The sequence below is a fragment of the Catenulispora sp. EB89 genome (assembly GCF_041261445.1).
Taxonomy (GTDB): Bacteria; Actinomycetota; Actinomycetes; order Streptomycetales; family Catenulisporaceae; genus Catenulispora.
In genome coordinates this window covers 59,020-74,839 of sequence record NZ_JBGCCU010000032.1, presented here as the reverse complement: position 1 = coordinate 74,839, position 15,820 = coordinate 59,020, and the positions used below count along the sequence as shown (strand labels likewise).

The following is a 15,820-nucleotide window of genomic DNA, read 5'->3' as shown; positions in this document are numbered from 1 at the left end:
GCGTGGGCCGGCGCCGCGTGCAGTCTTTCGTCATGGCCCTGACGACCTTTGCCGCCGTCACCTCCTCGGTACTGTCGCTCGGTCTGCTGGCTGTCGTGCAGGCTCCGTTCGAGCACGCCTTCAAGGCCCGGCACGGGGCGCATCTGGCGGTCCAGTTCGACAGCTCGCAGGTCACGGCCGCGCAGGCCGCCGCCACCGCGCACGTCGCCGGCGTCACCGAGGCGGCCGGGCCGTACCCGGTCGCCGCCGCCCTGGACACGACGATCGGCACGGACTGCACCACGAAGGATTGGGCCGGCCACGACAACGGTCCGATCACCGTCACCACCCGGCCCGACCTGGGTGGCACCTCCGGGATGGACCAGCTGGCGCTGACCCGGGGGCGCTGGCCGGCGGGCCCGGGCGAGATCGCCCTGCCGTGGCAGCAATATGCGACCGACTGCTTCGGTGATTCGGTGGTGTTCTCATCCCTGCCGGGCAAGCCGTCGTTCAAGGTCGTCGGCTTCGCCAACTCGGTGACCAGCAGCGCGACCGCTTTCGCCACCGCAGACGGTTTCGCGCGGCTCACCGCTGCCGGCGCCAAGTCCGACGAGCAGATGCTCTACCGATTCGCCAAAGCCGGGACCGCCGCCGACATCGCGACCGACAAGCAGGCGGTGGCCGCCGCCGTGCCGGCCGGCGCGGTCGAGAGCGGACAGTCGTACCTGACCGCGGAGCAGCAGGCGACCGGCAACGCCAAGGCCTACGTGCCGTTCCTGGTCGGCTTCGGGATCCTCGGGCTGTTCATGGCGGTGCTGATCATCTCGATCGTGGTCAGCGGGGCTGTGGCCGCGGGGATCCGACGCATCGGGATTCTGAAGTCGTTGGGCTTCACCCCTTCGCAGGTGGCCCGTGCCTACGTCGCGCAGGCCATGATCCCGGCGACCCTCGGTGTGGTGCTCGGCACGGTGTTCGGCAACCTCCTGGCCGTGCCGATCCTGGGCGGGGCCACCAAGCAGCTCGGCGCGGCCAACGCGGCCAGTTCCTCGATTCCGTTGTGGGTCAGCGCCGTGGTGTCGCTGGGCGCCCTGCTGATCGTCGGCGGAACGGCTTTGATCCCGGCAGTGCGGGCCGGCCGGATGCCGACGGTGCGGGCTCTGGTGGTCGGCCGCTCCCCCAGGGCCGGGGGCGGTCACGCGGCACAGCGTCTGGCCTCGCGGCTGCCGCTGCCCCGGGCCGTGTCGTTGGGACTGGCCCAGCCGTTCGCCCGGCCGGCCCGGACTGTGGTGGTCGGTGCGGCGGTGCTGTTCGGCGTGGTGAGTGCCACGTTCGCAGTGGGACTGGAGACCGGGTTCAACAAGTACCTGGACGCCAGCACTTCAGGCTTCAGCGTCGGGTCGGAGATCGTGGAACCCACAGCCGACGTAGGCGTGCCCTGGGGTCTCTACGGCCCCAACGACCCGCGCAACCCACACCTGGACGCCGCCAACGTGGCCGCCGTGCTCGCCAGGACCCCGGGCACGAAGGCCGCGTTCGGCTGGGGCGACAGCGGCGCGACCATCGTCGGTGCCCCGCCCGGCGGCGAAACGCCGAGGGTGTTCACGGTCACCGGCGACTTCTCCTGGACGAACATGCAGCTGGTGTCCGGCCGCTGGTACTCGGCGCCCGACGAGGCCGTGGTCGGCGACAAGCTGGCCTCGGCGGTGGGGATCCACGTCGGTGACAACGTCACCGTGGCGAAGCAGAACAAGCAGCTGACGCTGAAGGTCGTCGGTATCAACTACGACACCAACGTGGGCGACTACACGGTCATGACGGACGCGGCCACCTTCACCGCCGCCGGCCTGACCCCGCACATCGACCAGTACAACGTCGAGCTGGCCTCGAACGTCAGCGGAAAGGACTGGTCCGCCTCGGCCGCCGCCGCACTGACCCCGCTGAACGCCTCGGTCCAGTCGAACTCGGACAGCGGCAAGAACATCGTGGTGATCACCATGGGCACCCTGGTGGCCATCCTCACGCTGATGCTGATGGCGGTCGCCGCACTCGGGGTGCTGAGCATGGTGGCGCAGGACACCCGCGAGCGGGCTCACGATCTGGGGATCTTCAAGGCCCTCGGGATGACCCCCAAGCAGACCGTCGCGATGGTCCTGACCTCGGTGACCCTCACCGGCCTGATCGCCGGCCTGATCGGCGTCCCGCTCGGCGTCGCGGTGGAGAAGGCGACGCTGACCCCGATGGGCAACGCGATCGGCCGGCACCTGCCGCCGAGCGTGACCCACACCTACACCGCCGGGCTGCTCATCCCCCTGCTGGCCGGCGGGATCGTGATCGCCCTGTTCGGGGCACTGCTGCCGGCCAGCTGGGCGGCCCGGTCGCGGACCGCCACCGCGCTGCGGACCGAGTAGGAGCGGGTAGAGCCGAGCAGAACCGTGCAGAGCCGCTGGTCGCCGTAGCAAAAGCGGTGCTGGGCACTGCACGGCGCGGCAAGAACGCCAATGCCGGCCTCCCCCGGTTGACGCCCTCGGGAGGTCGGCATTGGCGAGCACCGACGAACCCTGCCGTGCCGCCACGGCCGATCAGCCATTTTCACAATGGTGGATCTTCAATCTGGCGCTGTGCGCTGCGCGAGGTCGTCACAGCGGCATGGCAAACCGCCGGCAGACGTGCACCCGCGCGAACTCTTTCCGCAGCTGTTCCTCCTCGGCGAGCTTCGCGTGCAGGAAAAGGACCATCGGGCTCAGGTCGGGCCTGCGCTCGGCGATCGCTCGCTTCGGCTCGGTGTTGTCGGTATAGAAGTTGGCGTAGACGTGCAGATAGTGGTCGCTCTCGGCGAAGCCCATGGCGCGGTACCAGGTCAGCGTGTCCGGGTCGTCGCGGGTCCAGGCGTCGAGCGTGGTCGCCGGGGTGGCGGCGGCCCGGGCGGTCGCCTCGGCGAGCAGGGCACGTCCCAGGCCGCGGCGGCGGCGGTCGGGGTGGACCGCGACGGTCTCGATGGTCGCCAGTTCGCCGTCGACCGAGACGTCGAGGACGCCGACAACCGTCCCGTCCTCGTCGGTGGCGACGAGTTCGAAGCCTGGGGCGGAAACAGGCGGCTTCACGCGCTCGACGGAGTCGTAGTACGCGGTGTCCAGGAAGCCCAGAACCCGGCAGCGCAGCCAGGATTTCTCGTCGGCCGGCGTGTAGTTGCGGATGGTGTAGCTCGACATGGTGAATCCCCCGTCGTCAGTTTTCGTCAGCGTCTTCGTTCACTGACCCTGAGCTGCCGCTGGCACTCGTCGAGCAGATCAGGGTACGTCTTCCCGATCGCCTCCAGCACGCGTCGGCGTAGCAGCTTCTCCGCTGCGGCGCGGCCGACCGGGCCGAACATCCCCTCGATCATCGGGTCGTAGTGCGTCAGCTGGTGCCGGAGGTAGTTGACCTTCCAGCGATTCAGGGTACTGCGGTCGGCCTTCGCCGCGTCCACCGCGTCGCGGGGATCGCTGTGCCGGATCGCGCGGTCGGTCAGGACGTCCGGGGCCAGCTCCGGGATCGGGACCTCGTCGGCGGCCACCAGGCGCAGCATCTCCTCGCGGCGCCGGTTGGCCGCCTCCCGGGCCGCCGCCGACCTTCGGGCCGCCAGCTCGAGGCGCTGCACGAACTTCGTCGTGCGCTCGGCGGCCTGGACGCGCGCCACCGCGAACTGCAGTATCGGGGCCGCGTTCCGGAAGCGCGGGATGAACTCGGTGTGGTCGGGACGGCCCAGGAAGTCTCGGATCATCGCCGGTGTCCAGCCGCGGGCTGCGAGCTGGGTGGCGTTGAAATAACCGGTGGTGGTGCTCGTGGGACTGATGGTGCGTGGTGCCATGATGGCGCCCCCTTTCTCCTGTCCCCTCAGGAATGCGAAGGCACCAGGATGAATCGGGGCGAATAGTGCGGGCAACTCAGAGTACGGATAATTCACCCGGTCGGCCCCACGTTTTCGGCGTGTCGCGGCCTGGAACGACTCGACGGCGCCGTGCGTTAACCGATCATGAGCGTCTTCTTCGACATGTTCGTCCCGAGCCGGCGCCACGTCGAGGACGAGCGGAACCGGCTCGAGTGGACCCGCGACGAGGAGGGCGAGGGCGATCCGCACCGCGGTCCGATCGACCTGGACGGCGGTGTGGTGAGCATCAAGGCGCCGGCCAGCCAACCGCAGGTCACCAGGCCAGAAGCGAAGGGAACCCGCCACAGCGAGCCATAGCTTCCAACTCGTCCAGCGACGCCACGGCCTGCCCCGCGGTCTCCGGCTCGCGCTCGCGCAGGCCGCTGTCCTCGAACTCGTCCTCGTCCAGCCGCAGGATCTGCGTCTGGTCGGCGGACAACCACAGGTCCAGGTCCAGGTCGGCGACCTCCAGCCGCGGACCGTCCGGGACTTCGAACAGGACGGTGCTGGGCCGGGTGACGTCGCAGTACCAGCCCTTGAGTTTGCCGGCGGCGGTACGGACCTCCTTGATCGAGTACCACCGGGAGCGCCAGTAGTGCTCGGTCCAGACGTCGCCGGGCTCGAACACTGCGAAGCCCATGTCGCGCGGGCCGTCCCCGAACCAGGGGGCGACGACCACCAGGTGCTCGCCGTCGTCGGACCGGACCTCGGCCGGGTATTCGACGTCCGGCCGCGGCGCCTTCAGCAGCCGGACGGTGATGGCAGTACCGGGCTTCAGCTGGGTTTTTCCGTCACTCACGTCTTCCTCATATTCCTTATCGTTTTCCCGCGGGTCGAGGTAAGTCTCGGCCCTCAGCGAGTGGCGATAACTTACGGTGAAGTAGGTTAGGGTCCTCCTGTGGCCGAACGCGAATACGTTTATCCCCCGGTGATCCGGGCCATGAAGGGTGCTTTCCGAGCGCTCGACCTCAAGGTCGACGTGCACGGGGCCGACCGGATCCCGCGCAGTGGCGGGGCGGTGCTGGCCAGCAACCACATCAGCTACCTGGACTTCATCTTCGCCGGGGCGGCAGCACTGCCGGCACGCCGCCGAGTGCGGTTCATGGCCAAGAAGGAGGTCTTCGACAACCGGATCTCCGGACCCCTGATGCGGGGCATGCGCCACATCCCGGTGGACCGCGAGGCCGGCCTGTCGTCTTACCGCCAGGCGCTGGAGTACCTGAAGTCCGGCGAGATCGTGGGCGTGTTCGGCGAGGCCACGATCAGCCGCTCCTTCATGATCAAGGACCTGAAGAACGGCGCCGTGCGGATGGCGCAGGCCGCGGACGTGCCGCTGATCCCGGTGGTGCTCTGGGGCACGCAGCGGCTGTGGACGAAGGGCCGGCCGCGCCGACTGTGGCAGCGGCACGTGCCGATCACCGTCCTGGTCGGCGAGCCGATGTACCCGAAGAAGGGCCAGAACTCCGCCGAGCTGTCGGCCGAGCTGCACGCCCGCCTGAGCGCCCTGCTCGACGAGGCGCAGGCGAACTACCCGGACAAGCCGTCAGGCCCCGCGGACTCGTGGTGGCTGCCGGCGCACCTCGGCGGCACGGCGCCGACCCTGGAGCAGGCGGCCGAGATGGACGCTCGCGGCCGCGACGAGAAGAAGGCAGAGGCGGAGACGACAACGTCCGTCGAGGCAAAGCCTGAGCTGAAGGCGGAGCCGACGCCGGGCACGAAGCCGGAGGCGAAGGCTGAGCCGGAACCGAAGGCAGAGCCCGAAGCGAAGACAGAGCCCGAAGCGAAGGCAAAGTCCGAAGCAAAGGCTGAGCCCGAGCCGGTGGTAGAGCCTACGACGACGACCGAACCCGAGCCGAAGGTAGAGCCTGAGGTAGCACCCGAAGCGAAGGCTGAGCCCGAGCCGGTGGTAGAGCCTGAGGCAACGGCAGAGCCCAAGCCTGAGGCGTCGGCAGGGACCGAACTGAAGGCCGAGCCCCAGCCGGAATCCGAGCCCGAGGCGACGAAGACCGAAGCGACGAAGACCGAGCCGGAGCCGGACAAGGCAGCAGCCACGGCGACCGCGGCAGCGACCGCCGCCAAGGACGCCGCCTCCGAGGACTGAGCGTGCGCCGGGTGCCGGCCGAAACTGCTGTTCCCAGCTACCGTCGGCACCCGTCCCGTTACCCAGTAAAGTTTCCTTTGACGTGCGATGACCTGGCACTTTACCGTCAACGCATGGACTTCCCGCCGTACGACGACGCGCCCCCGATGGCCTCCCCGCTGGCCGGCGTCGTGGCCGCGTTCATGCCGCGCCTGGCCGAGTTCGCCTTCGACCCGGGCCTGCTCGCGGCGATCGACCAGCACGCGGCGGCGGTCTGCGACACCCTGAGCCTCGACCCGCCCGGCACCCCGGTCCCGATCCCGGCCCAGCGCACGGTCGGACGCGAGGAACTGAGCGACTACGTGCTCGGCTTCAACGACGTGCTGACCGAGCGCGGCTGGCAGGAGCCGGTCGGCTACGACTTCGCCACGCTGCGCCTGACCGCCATCTGCTGGCTGGTGCGCGAGCAAGACCTGCTGGCGTTCTGACGGTCCCGGCAAGACGATCCCTGAGGGGATTCTCCTGTGGCGGGTCGGGACTTGATCAGTCACGATCAAGCATGCGATCCCGACGTTCCGGCATGTGGTGGGGCACCGCGATCGAGGCGCCCGACCCCGCCGCCCTCGCCCGCTTCTACTCCCAGCTGCTCGGCTGGCCGATCGGGCACGAGGAGCCCGGGACGGCCATCGTCGCCCCCGCCCCCGAGGGCCCGTACTTCGTGTTCCAGCAGGCCGAGGGCTTCCGCGCGCCGGTGTGGCCGCCGATCGAGGGCGAGCAGCGGCCGATGACGCACTTCGACTTCCAGGTCGGCGACCTGGACGAGGCCGTCGCCGAGGCCATCGAGCTGGGCGCGACGCTCGCCTCCCACCAGCCGCAGGAGAACGTGCGCGTACTCATCGACCCGGCCGGGCATCCGTTCTGCCTGTGCTACGACGGCGACGGCGACAGCTAGTCGCACGTCCGCCGGGACTATCCGTCCGCGCTGACGCCGAGCCCCGCACTGGTACTAGCGCTAGTACGAGCACCAGCACCAGTTCCGGCCCAGCCGTCCTCCAGGACGGCGAACGCCACGTCGACCGTCCCCTTCGGGTCCTTGCTCGCACGAGCCAGTGACGCCGTCTCCAGCGCGAAGTGCGCCAGCACCGCGCACGCCGTGTCCTCCGGCGCCGCCCCGACCTCGGCGGCGATCGCGGCCGCCAACGCTCCCTCGTGCCGCATCCACATCCGGTGCCAGTACTCGCGCAGCACCGGCGTGCTCTCCACCAAGCGCGTGTACGCGGCGAAGGCCTCGTCCTCGGTCGGGAACTTCAGGCGCTCCAGCGTGAGGTCGCGCAACGCCTGCGGGATCGACGCCCCCGGAGCCCGGTCGCGCACGGCGGCCACCAGCCGCGCCTCGATCTGCGCGTCCTCGTCGAAGACCAGGGCTTCCTTGCCGCTGAAGTGCTTGAACAGCGTCGTCGTCGAGACGTCGGCGGCGTCGGCGATCTCGCGGATCGACACCTGGTCGTAGCCGCGCTCGAGGAACAGGGCCAGCGCGGCGTCGGCGATGGCCTGCCGCGTGGCCGCCTTCTTCCGCTCGCGCCGGCCCGGCGGCTCGGGCTGCCCAGGCTGCTCAGGACGCCCAGGCTGCCCAGGCTGCCCAGGCTGCCCGGGACGTTCAGACCGCCCCGCCTGCTCCGACCGTTCCTCCTGGTCAGGCCACTCAGGCCGTTCGATCTGCCGGGATCCCGCGCCACCACCGCTCATGCTCCCATCCTACGACCACGGTGGACTCGATGGCAAAGTTTACTCGTTGCACTTTTGAAATGAGTGTGCTTTTCTGGGCCCCATGACCACGAACCCCGAACCCGCAGCCCCGCGCCACGTCCGCTGGGCCCTGCTGGGCGTCATGCTCGCGATGCTGCTCTCGATGCTCGACAACACGGTCGTGGGCACCTCGATGCCGACGATCGTCCGCGACCTCGGCGGCTTCGACCACCTGTCCTGGGTCGTCGTCGCCTACACCCTGGCCACCGCGGCCTCGACTCCGGTCTGGGGCAAACTCGGCGACCTCTATGGCCGCAAGCACGTCTACCTGATCTCGATCGTCCTGTTCCTGGCCGGCTCCGCGCTGTCCGGGGCCGCACAGTCGATGAGCTGGCTCATCGCGGCCCGCGCGTTCCAGGGCATCGGCGCCGGCGGCATCGGTGCGGGCGCGTTCGCCCTCATCGCCGCGCTCGTGCCGCCCCGGGAGCGCGGCCGCTACCAGGGCATGACCGCCTCGGTCATGGCGATCGGCACCATCGGTGGGCCCCTGCTCGGCGGCTTCGTCACCGGGCACTTCGGCTGGCGCTGGGCGTTCTACATCAACCTGCCGCTCGGCCTGCTCGCCCTGGTCTGGTGCCAGGTCATGCTCGACCTGCCGCGCCTGCGCCGCCAGGCCCGGATCGACTGGCCCGGCATCGGCCTGCTCACCCTGGTGATCACGTCCGTCACACTGGCCGCGAACTGGGCCGGCACCACCTACGCGTGGGCGTCCTGGCAGGTCCTCGGGCTCTTCGCCCTCGCCGTGGCCGGCGTCGCCGCCTTCATCGCGGTCGAGCGCCGCTCCCCCGAACCGGTGCTGCCGCCGCGTGTGTTCACCGGCCAGCGCAACTTCCCGCTCGCCATAGCCCTGATCACGGCCTCCGGCGTGGTGATGTTCGGCGCCACGCTCTACCTCCCGCTGTTCCAGCAGAGCGTGCAGCACGCCACGGCCACCAGCTCCGGGCTGCTCCTGCTCCCGCTGATGATCCCGATCGTGATCGTGTCCCAGATCGGCGGGCGCTACATGTCCACGACCGGCAAGTACAAGATCTTCCCGGTCGTCGGCGCGGCGCTGATGGCGGTCGGGCTGATCCTGCTGTCGACCATGGACGTCTCCACGTCCCGTACGACCACAAGCCTTTACGTGGCCGTCGTCGGCATCGGGCTCGGCGGGCAGATGCAGATGGTCACGACGATCGCGCAGAACAGCGTCGAGATGCGCGACATGGGCGCCGCCTCGGCGAGCCTGAACCTGTTCCGCACGGTCGGCGGGTCGATCGGCGTGGCGGTCTTCGGCTCGCTCTACAACCGGCAGATCAGCCACCAGATCAGCCATCAGGGCTCGGCCGTGCAGGGCGCCGCGAACGGCTCGCACCTGATCTTCCTGATCGCCGGCGTGGTCTGCGCGGTCGCGTTCGTGGCCGCGCTAGCGCTGAAGGAAGTGCCGCTGCGCAGCCAGAAGCGCCAGGGCGCGGGGCCGGACTCGCCGGACCCACACCCTGGCGTCGCCGCGTCAGCGGTCCGCTGACGTCACCAGGTCAGCCGCGCGCTGACGCCGGAACCTCACGCGGTCGTGCCGGGCTCCCGGCCGTACGGCATCTGCGACTGCGTCTCGGTCGCGGGCTGCCCGGCGCGGGCGTCGGCGCGACCCTTCTGGTAGGCCAGCGCATTCTGCTGCACCGAGGCCTGGACTCGCGTGGTCTCGGACTCGGCCTTGGTCAGCATGCGCTCCCAGCGGGAGCGCATCGGTTGGATCAGGCCGCCGCCGACGCCGACGATCGCGACGCCCGCCAAGGTGAACAGCACCGCGTTGAGGATCGGCCCCAGCACGAACGTGGCCACCCCGATCTGGGCCAACGCCGCGATGGCGCCGAAGAACGCGATGAACGCCCACGCCACCCAGCCCAGCACCTTGCCGTAGGAGGCCGCGGACAGGATGTTGGAGATGAACTCCTTCGCCACGTTGGCCAGCCACATCGCGACGACGACGATCACCAGTGCGACGATCGCCTTGGGGATCCAGGCCACCACGCTGTGGATCATGGTACTGATCGGGTTCGGCCCGAAGACTCCCAATGCCAGCTGCAGGAACACCAGCAGCAGGCCGTAGTACACGACCTTCACCAGGATCGCGGTGGTGTCCCACTTGGAGTTGGACAGGAACCGGCCGGCGCCGGCCCGCTCGGCCATGCGCTCGACACCGATCCGACGGAGTACCGCGTCCAGCACCTTGGCGATCGCCTTGCAGATCAGCCAGCCGACGAACATGATCACGGCGAACGCGATCAGCTTCGGGATGATTCTTGTGACCGAGGTCCAGGCGTTCGTGATGCCCGAGCCCCAGTCGACCGATAGTGCGAGTCTCGGTCCCATGTAGGTTCCTCCATCGATGCGGTGACGGGGCAGATCCCCACATAGTTCGTAACACCCGTATTTGGACGCCGCACTTCAGAAGGCTGGGCGTGGTACTCCGGTCAGGTGGCGGGAGCCGGGCCGCACCCCGAGTGTGTGTTCGAATTCGGCGGCCGCACCCCCAGCACTGTGGCGTGATTCGGAGGCAGCGCCAGCCACGTTGCCAATGTCGCTGCGGGCCGGCACGGCCCAGACTTCTGGTTGACCCCTCTGTTCATCCGCCCTGGAGGACCCGGTGTCCCGATCGCCGTTCGCAGACCTCGTCTTCACCGGCGGCCCGTGCTACACCGTCGACGCCGCACGCTCCTGGGCCGGCGCGGTGGCCGTCGCCGGCGGCCGGATCACCGCGGTCGGTCGGCACGCGGACGTGAAGAACCTGATCGGCCCGGGCACCGAGGTCGTGGACTTGGCCGGCAAGCTCCTGCTCCCGGGCTTCCAGGACGCGCACGTCCACCCCGTCCTCGGCGGCACCACCCTTCGCCAGTGCGACCTGCACGAGCTGCACACCGCGGAGGAGTTCGTGGCCGCCGTCGCGGACTACGCGGCGCGCAATCCGCAGGCCACGTGGATCCGCGGCGGCGGCTGGAGCATGGACACCTTCCCCGGCGGGATGCCGACCAAGGAAATGCTGGACGCAGTGGTCCCGGACCGGCCCGTGGCCCTGCCGAACCGGGACGTCCATGGGATGTGGGTCAACAGCAAGGCGCTGGAGGTCTGCGGCATCACGCGGGACACGCCGGACCCGTTCGACGGCCGGATCGAACGCGATGCCGACGGCGAACCCAACGGCTGCCTGCAGGAAGGCGCGATGGCGCTGGTCAACGCTCATCTGCCGGTTCCTGCTAAGGACGAGATGGCCGAAGGGCTGCTGGCCGGGCAGGCGTACCTGCACTCATTCGGGATCACGGCGTGGCAGGACGCATGGATCGGCGACGGGCTGGGCGTCGGTGATGTGTTCGAGACGTACCTGGACGCGGCGACTTCCGATGCTCTGACCGCGCGGGTCGCCGGCGCGCTGTGGTGGGAGCGCAAGAGCGGCTTGGAGCAGCTGGAGCTGTTCCGGGAGCGGCGGGAGGCGGCCGAGGCAGCCGGGGCGGGACGTTTCCGCGCTCGGACCGTGAAGATCATGCTCGACGGCGTCGCCGAGAACCACACCGCCGCTCTCCTGAGCCCGTACCTGGACGGCTGCGGCTGTAGCACCGACAACGCGGGCCTGGACTTCATCGACCCCGACAAACTGAAGACGTACGTCACCGAGCTCGATGCCGCGGGCTTCCAGGTCCACTTCCACGCCCTTGGCGACCGCGCTGTACGCAACGCCCTGGACGCGCTGGAGGCGGCGCGCGCCGCGAACGGCCCCGGTGGACGTCATCACTTGGCGCACCTGCAAGTCGTGCACCCGAAGGACATCGAACGCTTCCGCCGGCTCGGTGCCACAGCGAACATCCAGGCGTTGTGGGCAGCGCACGAGCCGTCGATGGACGAGCTGACCATTCCGTTCCTGGGTGAGGAGCGGGCCGGGTGGCAGTACCCGTTCGGGTCGCTGAGCCGTGCGGGGGCGACGATCGCGGCGGGGTCGGACTGGTCGGTGACGTCGCCGAACCCGTTGTGGGGGATTCACACGGCGGTGAACCGGGTGGAGCCGGGGCTGTCGGCGGAGGAGTTCGCGGCGCGCAAGGTGTTCTACCCGGCGGAGCGGCTGGAGTTGGGGCAGGCGATCGCTGCTTATACGGCGGGGTCGGCATACGTGAACCGGTTGGATGATGTGACCGGTTCGGTCGAGGTCGGGAAGCTCGCCGACCTGGTGGTGCTGGATCGGGATCCGTTCGAGGGACCGGCGTGGGAGATCGGTGAGGCGCGGGTACTCCGGACGTTCGTCGAAGGGGTGGAGGTGTACGCGGCCGACGCCTAGAGTCGGTGTCTTGCTCCCCGTGCTACTGCTTGAACGGCGTCCTACTGGACAGCCTCCTACTGCCGGCGCGCCTGCTACTCCTGCTCGGGGCAGTCGGCCGGGACCCACACCGCGTCCAGGTCCCCGCACACGATCGTCAGCGTGCCGGTGTGGCAGGCGATCTCGTGGCTGCATCCGCGCTCGTGCGGGAGGACCTCGTCGAGGATGACGATCTGGTCGCCCCACTTGTCGTCGGGGTCGTTGCCCAGGGTGAGGGCGGACAGGCGGCGGTAGGTGATCCGCAGGTCCTCCTCGTGCTTCCAGCAGTTGTGGCGGAAGTGGATCTCGAAGGTGGCGCCGTCGTCGTCCGCGCCGAAGCGCAGCTGCTCGATCTTCAGGTCCTTGACGCAGCGCTCGCCGTGGAAGTCGTAGTGGTCCGGGTCCGTGGCGAAGGCCCGGGCGCCGGGCGGGAGCTGCGGGGCGAGGTCGGCGAGCTGGTCCAGGTAGGCCAGGGGGTTGATCGAGTTGCCGGTCCCGGTCACCTCGATGTCGACGAATCTCACTGCGCTGCTCTCCCCGTTCCTGCGTGGTGGTGAGACCAGCATGCGGGCGGAAGATATCAACGCGGTAAGGGTCGGGGTAACAAGCGTGCAGCTACTCGACGAGCGGGCTGCGGCGTTCGAGGAGCACCACGTCGCGCCAGACTCCGGCGGCGGTCTTGCCGATGCGTTGCTGCCGTCCCAGGACGCGGAAGCCGTGGCGTTCGTGCAGGACGAGGCTCGCGGTGTTCTCGGGGAAGATGCCCGCGTTGATGGTCCAGATCCCGGCCGCCTCGGTGGATGCGATCAGTGTGCTGAGCAGCCTGTTGCCGACGCCTCGGCAGCGGGCTTCGGGCGCGACGTAGACGGTGAGTTCGACGACGCCGGCGTAGCAGGGACGTTTCGAGACGGCGGAGACGGCGACGTAGCCGAGTACTGCGGGCGCGGCCGCTGCCAGCGCCACGAAGCGGTGCTCGGCCATCTTCCCGGCGTCGAAGACGTCCCAGGTCGGCGCGGCCGTCTCGAACGTGGCGTTCCCCTCGTCGATGCCGTGCTGGTAGATGCGCAGGACGTCGGCGGCGTGGGCGGACGTCATGGGCACAGTCCTGATGGGCGCGGTCATGATCGCAGGCTAAAACCGCGTCGTTTCCCCGATGTTTCGGCGCATGGCCAGCTAATAATCGACAGCGCCCCATGCCCGCTCCGATCTACCCTCCCCAGCATGGAGACGTACGGACGGTACCTGAACGTGGTCGACGTGGAGGCCACGTGCTGGGTCGGCAAGACACCGCCGGGCCAGGTGTCCGAGATCATCGAGGTCGGCCTCACGGTCGTCGACGTCCAGGAACGCGTCCGCGTCGAGAAGCACCAGATCATGGTCCGGCCGGAGCGCTCGACGGTGAGCGAGTTCTGCACGGAGCTCACGGGGCTGACACAAGAGCAGGTCGACACCGGAGTGACCTTCGCCGAGGCCTGCGACCAGCTGCGCCGGCAGCACTACGCGGATTCGCGGCCGTGGGCGAGCTGGGGCGACTACGACCGCAAGCAGTTCCAGCGCCAATGCGACGCGACGGCCGTGCGCTACCCCTTCGCCGCTGCGCACACCAATGCCAAACAGCAGTTCGCCCTCGCCAACGGCTGGCCGAAGGGCGTCGGCATGCACCGGGCGCTGGACGTCGCACGACTCCCGATGGAGGGCCGGCACCACTGCGGCGCCGACGACGCCTGGAACATCGCGGCGCTGGTGCTGCTGATGATGGCGCGGCGCGCTTGGCCGGAGGCGGCGAACTCCACCCTGCCAGGCGCTCACCGGTCACCCGATCAGTCGTCGAACACGTTCCAGCAGATCGGGCTCCGCAGCCGCTGATCCTCAAGCACCAGCTCCCGCAGCTCGGCGGGGATCCGGTCCCGCTGCCAGTCGCGCTCCCCCAGGCGCGCCGACTCCGCGTCCGCCTTCGGGGCCGCTGCGACCGCCGCCCTGATCGCGTACGCCGCGGCGCCCAGATCGTGTGCCGCGACGTGCGCTACCGCCACTGCCTGGCCGGCTGCGAGCGCCGCGAACTTCGCCGGGGCCGGTCGGCCCTTGGCTGCGGCGTTGGCTACGAACGCGGTGTTGTGCGCGTCCGTCATACGTACCTCGCCGCGGATCCAGGCGCGGCCGACCGCGATCGCGTCGCGGGGCCGCGGGTCTTCGGGCGCTTCCTGCTCGAACAGGGGCAGTACGTGCTCCGCACACTGTGCCGCCCACTCCGCGAGCAGTTGGTGGTGCTCGTCGGTCAACGTTCCGCCGCGTCGGATGGTGATCAGTCGGGGGTCGCGTTCGGAGGGCAGAATCATGTCTCCATCTTCGCGCTCCGGCGCCGTGAAGCCGACGCCCGGACAGCGCGCGACGGCGGCTCGACCGTCGCGCGACGGCGGCCCAGCCGACGCCCGGACAGCGCGCGGCAGCCACGTCGTCCCTAGGACCGCAGCGCACGCTCCAGGTCCGCGTACAAGTCCTCCGGATCCTCCAGCCCGACCGATACTCGCAGCACCGAAGCGTGCGGCTTGGCGTCCGCGGCGACCGGCCGGTGCGTGAGCGACGCCGGGTGCTGGATCAGCGTGTCCACGCCGCCGAGCGACACCGCGTGCGTGATCAGCCGCACCGAGTCCGCCGCGCGCGCCGCCGCGTCGTAGCCGCCGCGCACCGCCATGGCGAACACGGCGCCGGGGCCGGCCATCTGCCGTCCGACCAGCTGCTGCGGGTCGCACTCGGCGAGTCCCGGGTAGTACACGCGCTCGACCGCCGGGTTGGCCAGCAGGCGGTCGACCAGCTTCTCGGCGTTCTGCGACTGGTGCCGGACGCGCAGCGGCAGCGTCTGCAGGCCGCGGTGCAGGAGGTACGACGACAGCGGGTGCAGTACCGAGCCGGTGATGGCGCGGACCGGGCGCAGCCGCTCGGCCCAGGCCGCGGTGGTCGCGACCGCGCCGGCCAGGACGTCGCCGTGGCCGCCGAGGTACTTCGTGGCGCTGTGCACGACCAGCGTCGCGCCGAAGTCGGCGGGCTTCTGCAGGACCGGTGTCGCGAAGGTGTTGTCCACCAGCAGCGGAACGTCGCCGCACTGTTCGGCGACGCGCGCTAGGTCCAGCAGCTCCAGTGTCGGGTTCGCCGGCGTCTCCAGGATCACCAGGCCGGTGTCGGGACGGAGCGCGGCGGCGATGCCGTCGGCGGCGGCCCACGTCACCTCGGTCCCGAGCAGACCGCTGGCCAGCAGGTGGTCGCTGCCGCCGTAGAGCGGCCGTACGGCCACGACGTGCCGCTTGCCCTCGGCCGCGGCGGCCAGCAGGCACGCGGTGATCGCGGCCATGCCGGAGGCGAACGCGACCGCGGCCTCGGTGTTCTCCATCCGCGCCAGCGCTTCCTCGAACCGCGCGGTCGTCGGGTTCCACAACCGCTGGTAGACGTGGCTGCCGCCGCTGATCGGGGTGCCGCCGGTGGCCAGCGTCTCGTAGCTGTCGCCGCCGACGCCGACGTTCGGCAGCGGGTTGGTGGTCGACAGGTCGATCGGGGGGACGTGGACGCCGAGGGCGGTCAGATCGTCCCGGCCGGCGTGGACGGCGATGGTGTCGGGGAGCGCGGAGGCGGGGAGCATGCGGTCATTGTTGAAGATACATCGGCAAGATGGAAAGTATCGCGAACAAGATTCTGCCTCTGTCGCTCTGTTCATTGAAAGATTCAGTGGCATCGG

The 15,820-nt window shown here is 69.7% G+C and carries 16 protein-coding genes and 1 pseudogene; 8 read left to right on the top strand and 9 right to left on the bottom strand.

Going from position 1 to position 15,820, the window contains the following annotated elements; translation table 11 throughout:
* Positions 1 to 32: 32 nt before the first annotated feature.
* Positions 33 to 2,387, top strand: coding sequence for an ABC transporter permease (locus ABH920_RS43200; protein WP_370355136.1), 2,355 nt, complete (start codon positions 33 to 35; stop codon positions 2,385 to 2,387).
* Positions 2,388 to 2,615: 228 nt separating this feature from the next.
* Here the strand turns inward: ABH920_RS43200 and ABH920_RS43195 are convergent, their stop codons facing one another.
* Entirely contained in the window at positions 2,616 to 3,188 is a 573-nt protein-coding gene (locus ABH920_RS43195) for a GNAT family N-acetyltransferase (RefSeq protein WP_370355135.1), read from the bottom strand.
* A gap of 26 nt (positions 3,189 to 3,214) precedes the next feature.
* Positions 3,215 to 3,826 (bottom strand): hypothetical protein, encoded by a 612-nt coding sequence (locus tag ABH920_RS43190; protein ID WP_370355134.1) that lies wholly within the window; start codon positions 3,824 to 3,826, stop codon positions 3,215 to 3,217.
* Positions 3,827 to 3,991: 165 nt separating this feature from the next.
* Here ABH920_RS43190 and ABH920_RS43185 point away from each other — a divergent pair, with 165 nt between their 5' ends.
* Entirely contained in the window at positions 3,992 to 4,204 is a 213-nt protein-coding gene (locus tag ABH920_RS43185; protein ID WP_370355133.1) for a DUF6191 domain-containing protein, read from the top strand.
* On the opposite strand, the gene ABH920_RS43180 is transcribed toward ABH920_RS43185, so the two are convergent.
* Positions 4,161 to 4,685 (bottom strand): DUF402 domain-containing protein, encoded by a 525-nt coding sequence (locus ABH920_RS43180; RefSeq protein WP_370355132.1) that lies wholly within the window; start codon positions 4,683 to 4,685, stop codon positions 4,161 to 4,163. The genes ABH920_RS43185 and ABH920_RS43180 overlap by 44 nt on opposite strands.
* A 141-nt stretch (positions 4,686 to 4,826) precedes the next feature.
* On the opposite strand from ABH920_RS43180, the pseudogene ABH920_RS43175 reads away from it, so the two are divergent.
* From ABH920_RS43175 to ABH920_RS43165, 3 genes and pseudogenes are all read left to right on the top strand, one after another.
* Positions 4,827 to 5,522, top strand: a pseudogene (locus tag ABH920_RS43175) (lysophospholipid acyltransferase family protein); the annotation flags it as partial.
* A 578-nt stretch (positions 5,523 to 6,100) separates the two neighbouring features.
* Positions 6,101 to 6,454 (top strand): DUF6401 family natural product biosynthesis protein, encoded by a 354-nt coding sequence (locus ABH920_RS43170; protein ID WP_370355131.1) that lies wholly within the window; start codon positions 6,101 to 6,103, stop codon positions 6,452 to 6,454.
* Between the two features lie 71 nt (positions 6,455 to 6,525).
* Positions 6,526 to 6,918, top strand: a complete 393-nt coding sequence (locus ABH920_RS43165) for a VOC family protein (RefSeq protein WP_370355130.1) — start codon at positions 6,526 to 6,528, stop codon at positions 6,916 to 6,918.
* A gap of 17 nt (positions 6,919 to 6,935) precedes the next feature.
* Here ABH920_RS43165 and ABH920_RS43160 read toward each other — a convergent pair whose 3' ends face one another.
* On the bottom strand, positions 6,936 to 7,514 hold the full coding sequence (locus tag ABH920_RS43160; RefSeq protein ID WP_370355173.1) for a TetR/AcrR family transcriptional regulator: 579 nt from the start codon (positions 7,512 to 7,514) through the stop codon (positions 6,936 to 6,938).
* A gap of 280 nt (positions 7,515 to 7,794) precedes the next feature.
* Between ABH920_RS43160 and ABH920_RS43155 the strand changes: the two genes are divergently transcribed.
* Complete coding sequence (locus tag ABH920_RS43155) at positions 7,795 to 9,279, top strand: MDR family MFS transporter (protein WP_370355129.1); 1,485 nt, start codon at positions 7,795 to 7,797, stop codon at positions 9,277 to 9,279.
* A gap of 35 nt (positions 9,280 to 9,314) precedes the next feature.
* On the opposite strand, the gene ABH920_RS43150 is transcribed toward ABH920_RS43155, so the two are convergent.
* Entirely contained in the window at positions 9,315 to 10,124 is an 810-nt protein-coding gene (locus ABH920_RS43150) for a hypothetical protein (protein ID WP_370355128.1), read from the bottom strand.
* A 274-nt stretch (positions 10,125 to 10,398) separates the two neighbouring features.
* Between ABH920_RS43150 and ABH920_RS43145 the strand changes: the two genes are divergently transcribed.
* Entirely contained in the window at positions 10,399 to 12,075 is a 1,677-nt protein-coding gene (locus ABH920_RS43145) for an amidohydrolase (protein WP_370355127.1), read from the top strand.
* Between the two features lie 74 nt (positions 12,076 to 12,149).
* Here ABH920_RS43145 and ABH920_RS43140 read toward each other — a convergent pair whose 3' ends face one another.
* Both ABH920_RS43140 and ABH920_RS43135 read right to left on the bottom strand, forming a co-directional pair.
* A complete protein-coding gene (locus tag ABH920_RS43140; protein ID WP_370355126.1) occupies positions 12,150 to 12,617 on the bottom strand; it encodes a hypothetical protein in 468 nt (155 codons plus the stop codon).
* A gap of 91 nt (positions 12,618 to 12,708) precedes the next feature.
* The gene (locus ABH920_RS43135) at positions 12,709 to 13,215 is read right to left on the bottom strand and encodes an N-acetyltransferase family protein (RefSeq protein ID WP_370355125.1); all 507 of its coding nucleotides are present in this window, start codon (positions 13,213 to 13,215) and stop codon (positions 12,709 to 12,711) included.
* A 99-nt stretch (positions 13,216 to 13,314) separates the two neighbouring features.
* Between ABH920_RS43135 and ABH920_RS43130 the strand changes: the two genes are divergently transcribed.
* On the top strand, positions 13,315 to 13,959 hold the full coding sequence (locus ABH920_RS43130; RefSeq protein ID WP_370355124.1) for an exonuclease domain-containing protein: 645 nt from the start codon (positions 13,315 to 13,317) through the stop codon (positions 13,957 to 13,959).
* Here the strand turns inward: ABH920_RS43130 and ABH920_RS43125 are convergent.
* The gene (locus ABH920_RS43125) at positions 13,914 to 14,429 is read right to left on the bottom strand and encodes a putative immunity protein (RefSeq protein WP_370355122.1); all 516 of its coding nucleotides are present in this window, start codon (positions 14,427 to 14,429) and stop codon (positions 13,914 to 13,916) included. The genes ABH920_RS43130 and ABH920_RS43125 overlap by 46 nt on opposite strands.
* A gap of 122 nt (positions 14,430 to 14,551) precedes the next feature.
* Positions 14,552 to 15,724 (bottom strand): PLP-dependent aspartate aminotransferase family protein, encoded by a 1,173-nt coding sequence (locus tag ABH920_RS43120; RefSeq protein WP_370355121.1) that lies wholly within the window; start codon positions 15,722 to 15,724, stop codon positions 14,552 to 14,554.
* Positions 15,725 to 15,820 lie beyond the last annotated feature (96 nt).

What these genes read in the sequence shown, in the direction of transcription:
- ABH920_RS43200 (WP_370355136.1), top strand. Translation starts at nt 33, where the DNA reads ATGGCCCTGACGACCTTTGCCGCCGTCACCTCCTCGGTACTGTCGCTC.
- ABH920_RS43195 (WP_370355135.1), bottom strand. Translation starts at nt 3,188, where the DNA reads ATGTCGAGCTACACCATCCGCAACTACACGCCGGCCGACGAGAAATCC.
- ABH920_RS43190 (WP_370355134.1), bottom strand. Translation starts at nt 3,826, where the DNA reads ATGGCACCACGCACCATCAGTCCCACGAGCACCACCACCGGTTATTTC.
- ABH920_RS43185 (WP_370355133.1), top strand. Translation starts at nt 3,992, where the DNA reads ATGAGCGTCTTCTTCGACATGTTCGTCCCGAGCCGGCGCCACGTCGAG.
- ABH920_RS43170 (WP_370355131.1), top strand. Translation starts at nt 6,101, where the DNA reads ATGGACTTCCCGCCGTACGACGACGCGCCCCCGATGGCCTCCCCGCTG.
- ABH920_RS43165 (WP_370355130.1), top strand. Translation starts at nt 6,526, where the DNA reads ATGCGATCCCGACGTTCCGGCATGTGGTGGGGCACCGCGATCGAGGCG.
- ABH920_RS43155 (WP_370355129.1), top strand. Translation starts at nt 7,795, where the DNA reads ATGACCACGAACCCCGAACCCGCAGCCCCGCGCCACGTCCGCTGGGCC.
- ABH920_RS43150 (WP_370355128.1), bottom strand. Translation starts at nt 10,124, where the DNA reads ATGGGACCGAGACTCGCACTATCGGTCGACTGGGGCTCGGGCATCACG.
- ABH920_RS43135 (WP_370355125.1), bottom strand. Translation starts at nt 13,215, where the DNA reads ATGACCGCGCCCATCAGGACTGTGCCCATGACGTCCGCCCACGCCGCC.
- ABH920_RS43130 (WP_370355124.1), top strand. Translation starts at nt 13,315, where the DNA reads ATGGAGACGTACGGACGGTACCTGAACGTGGTCGACGTGGAGGCCACG.
- ABH920_RS43125 (WP_370355122.1), bottom strand. Translation starts at nt 14,429, where the DNA reads ATGATTCTGCCCTCCGAACGCGACCCCCGACTGATCACCATCCGACGC.
- ABH920_RS43120 (WP_370355121.1), bottom strand. Translation starts at nt 15,724, where the DNA reads ATGCTCCCCGCCTCCGCGCTCCCCGACACCATCGCCGTCCACGCCGGC.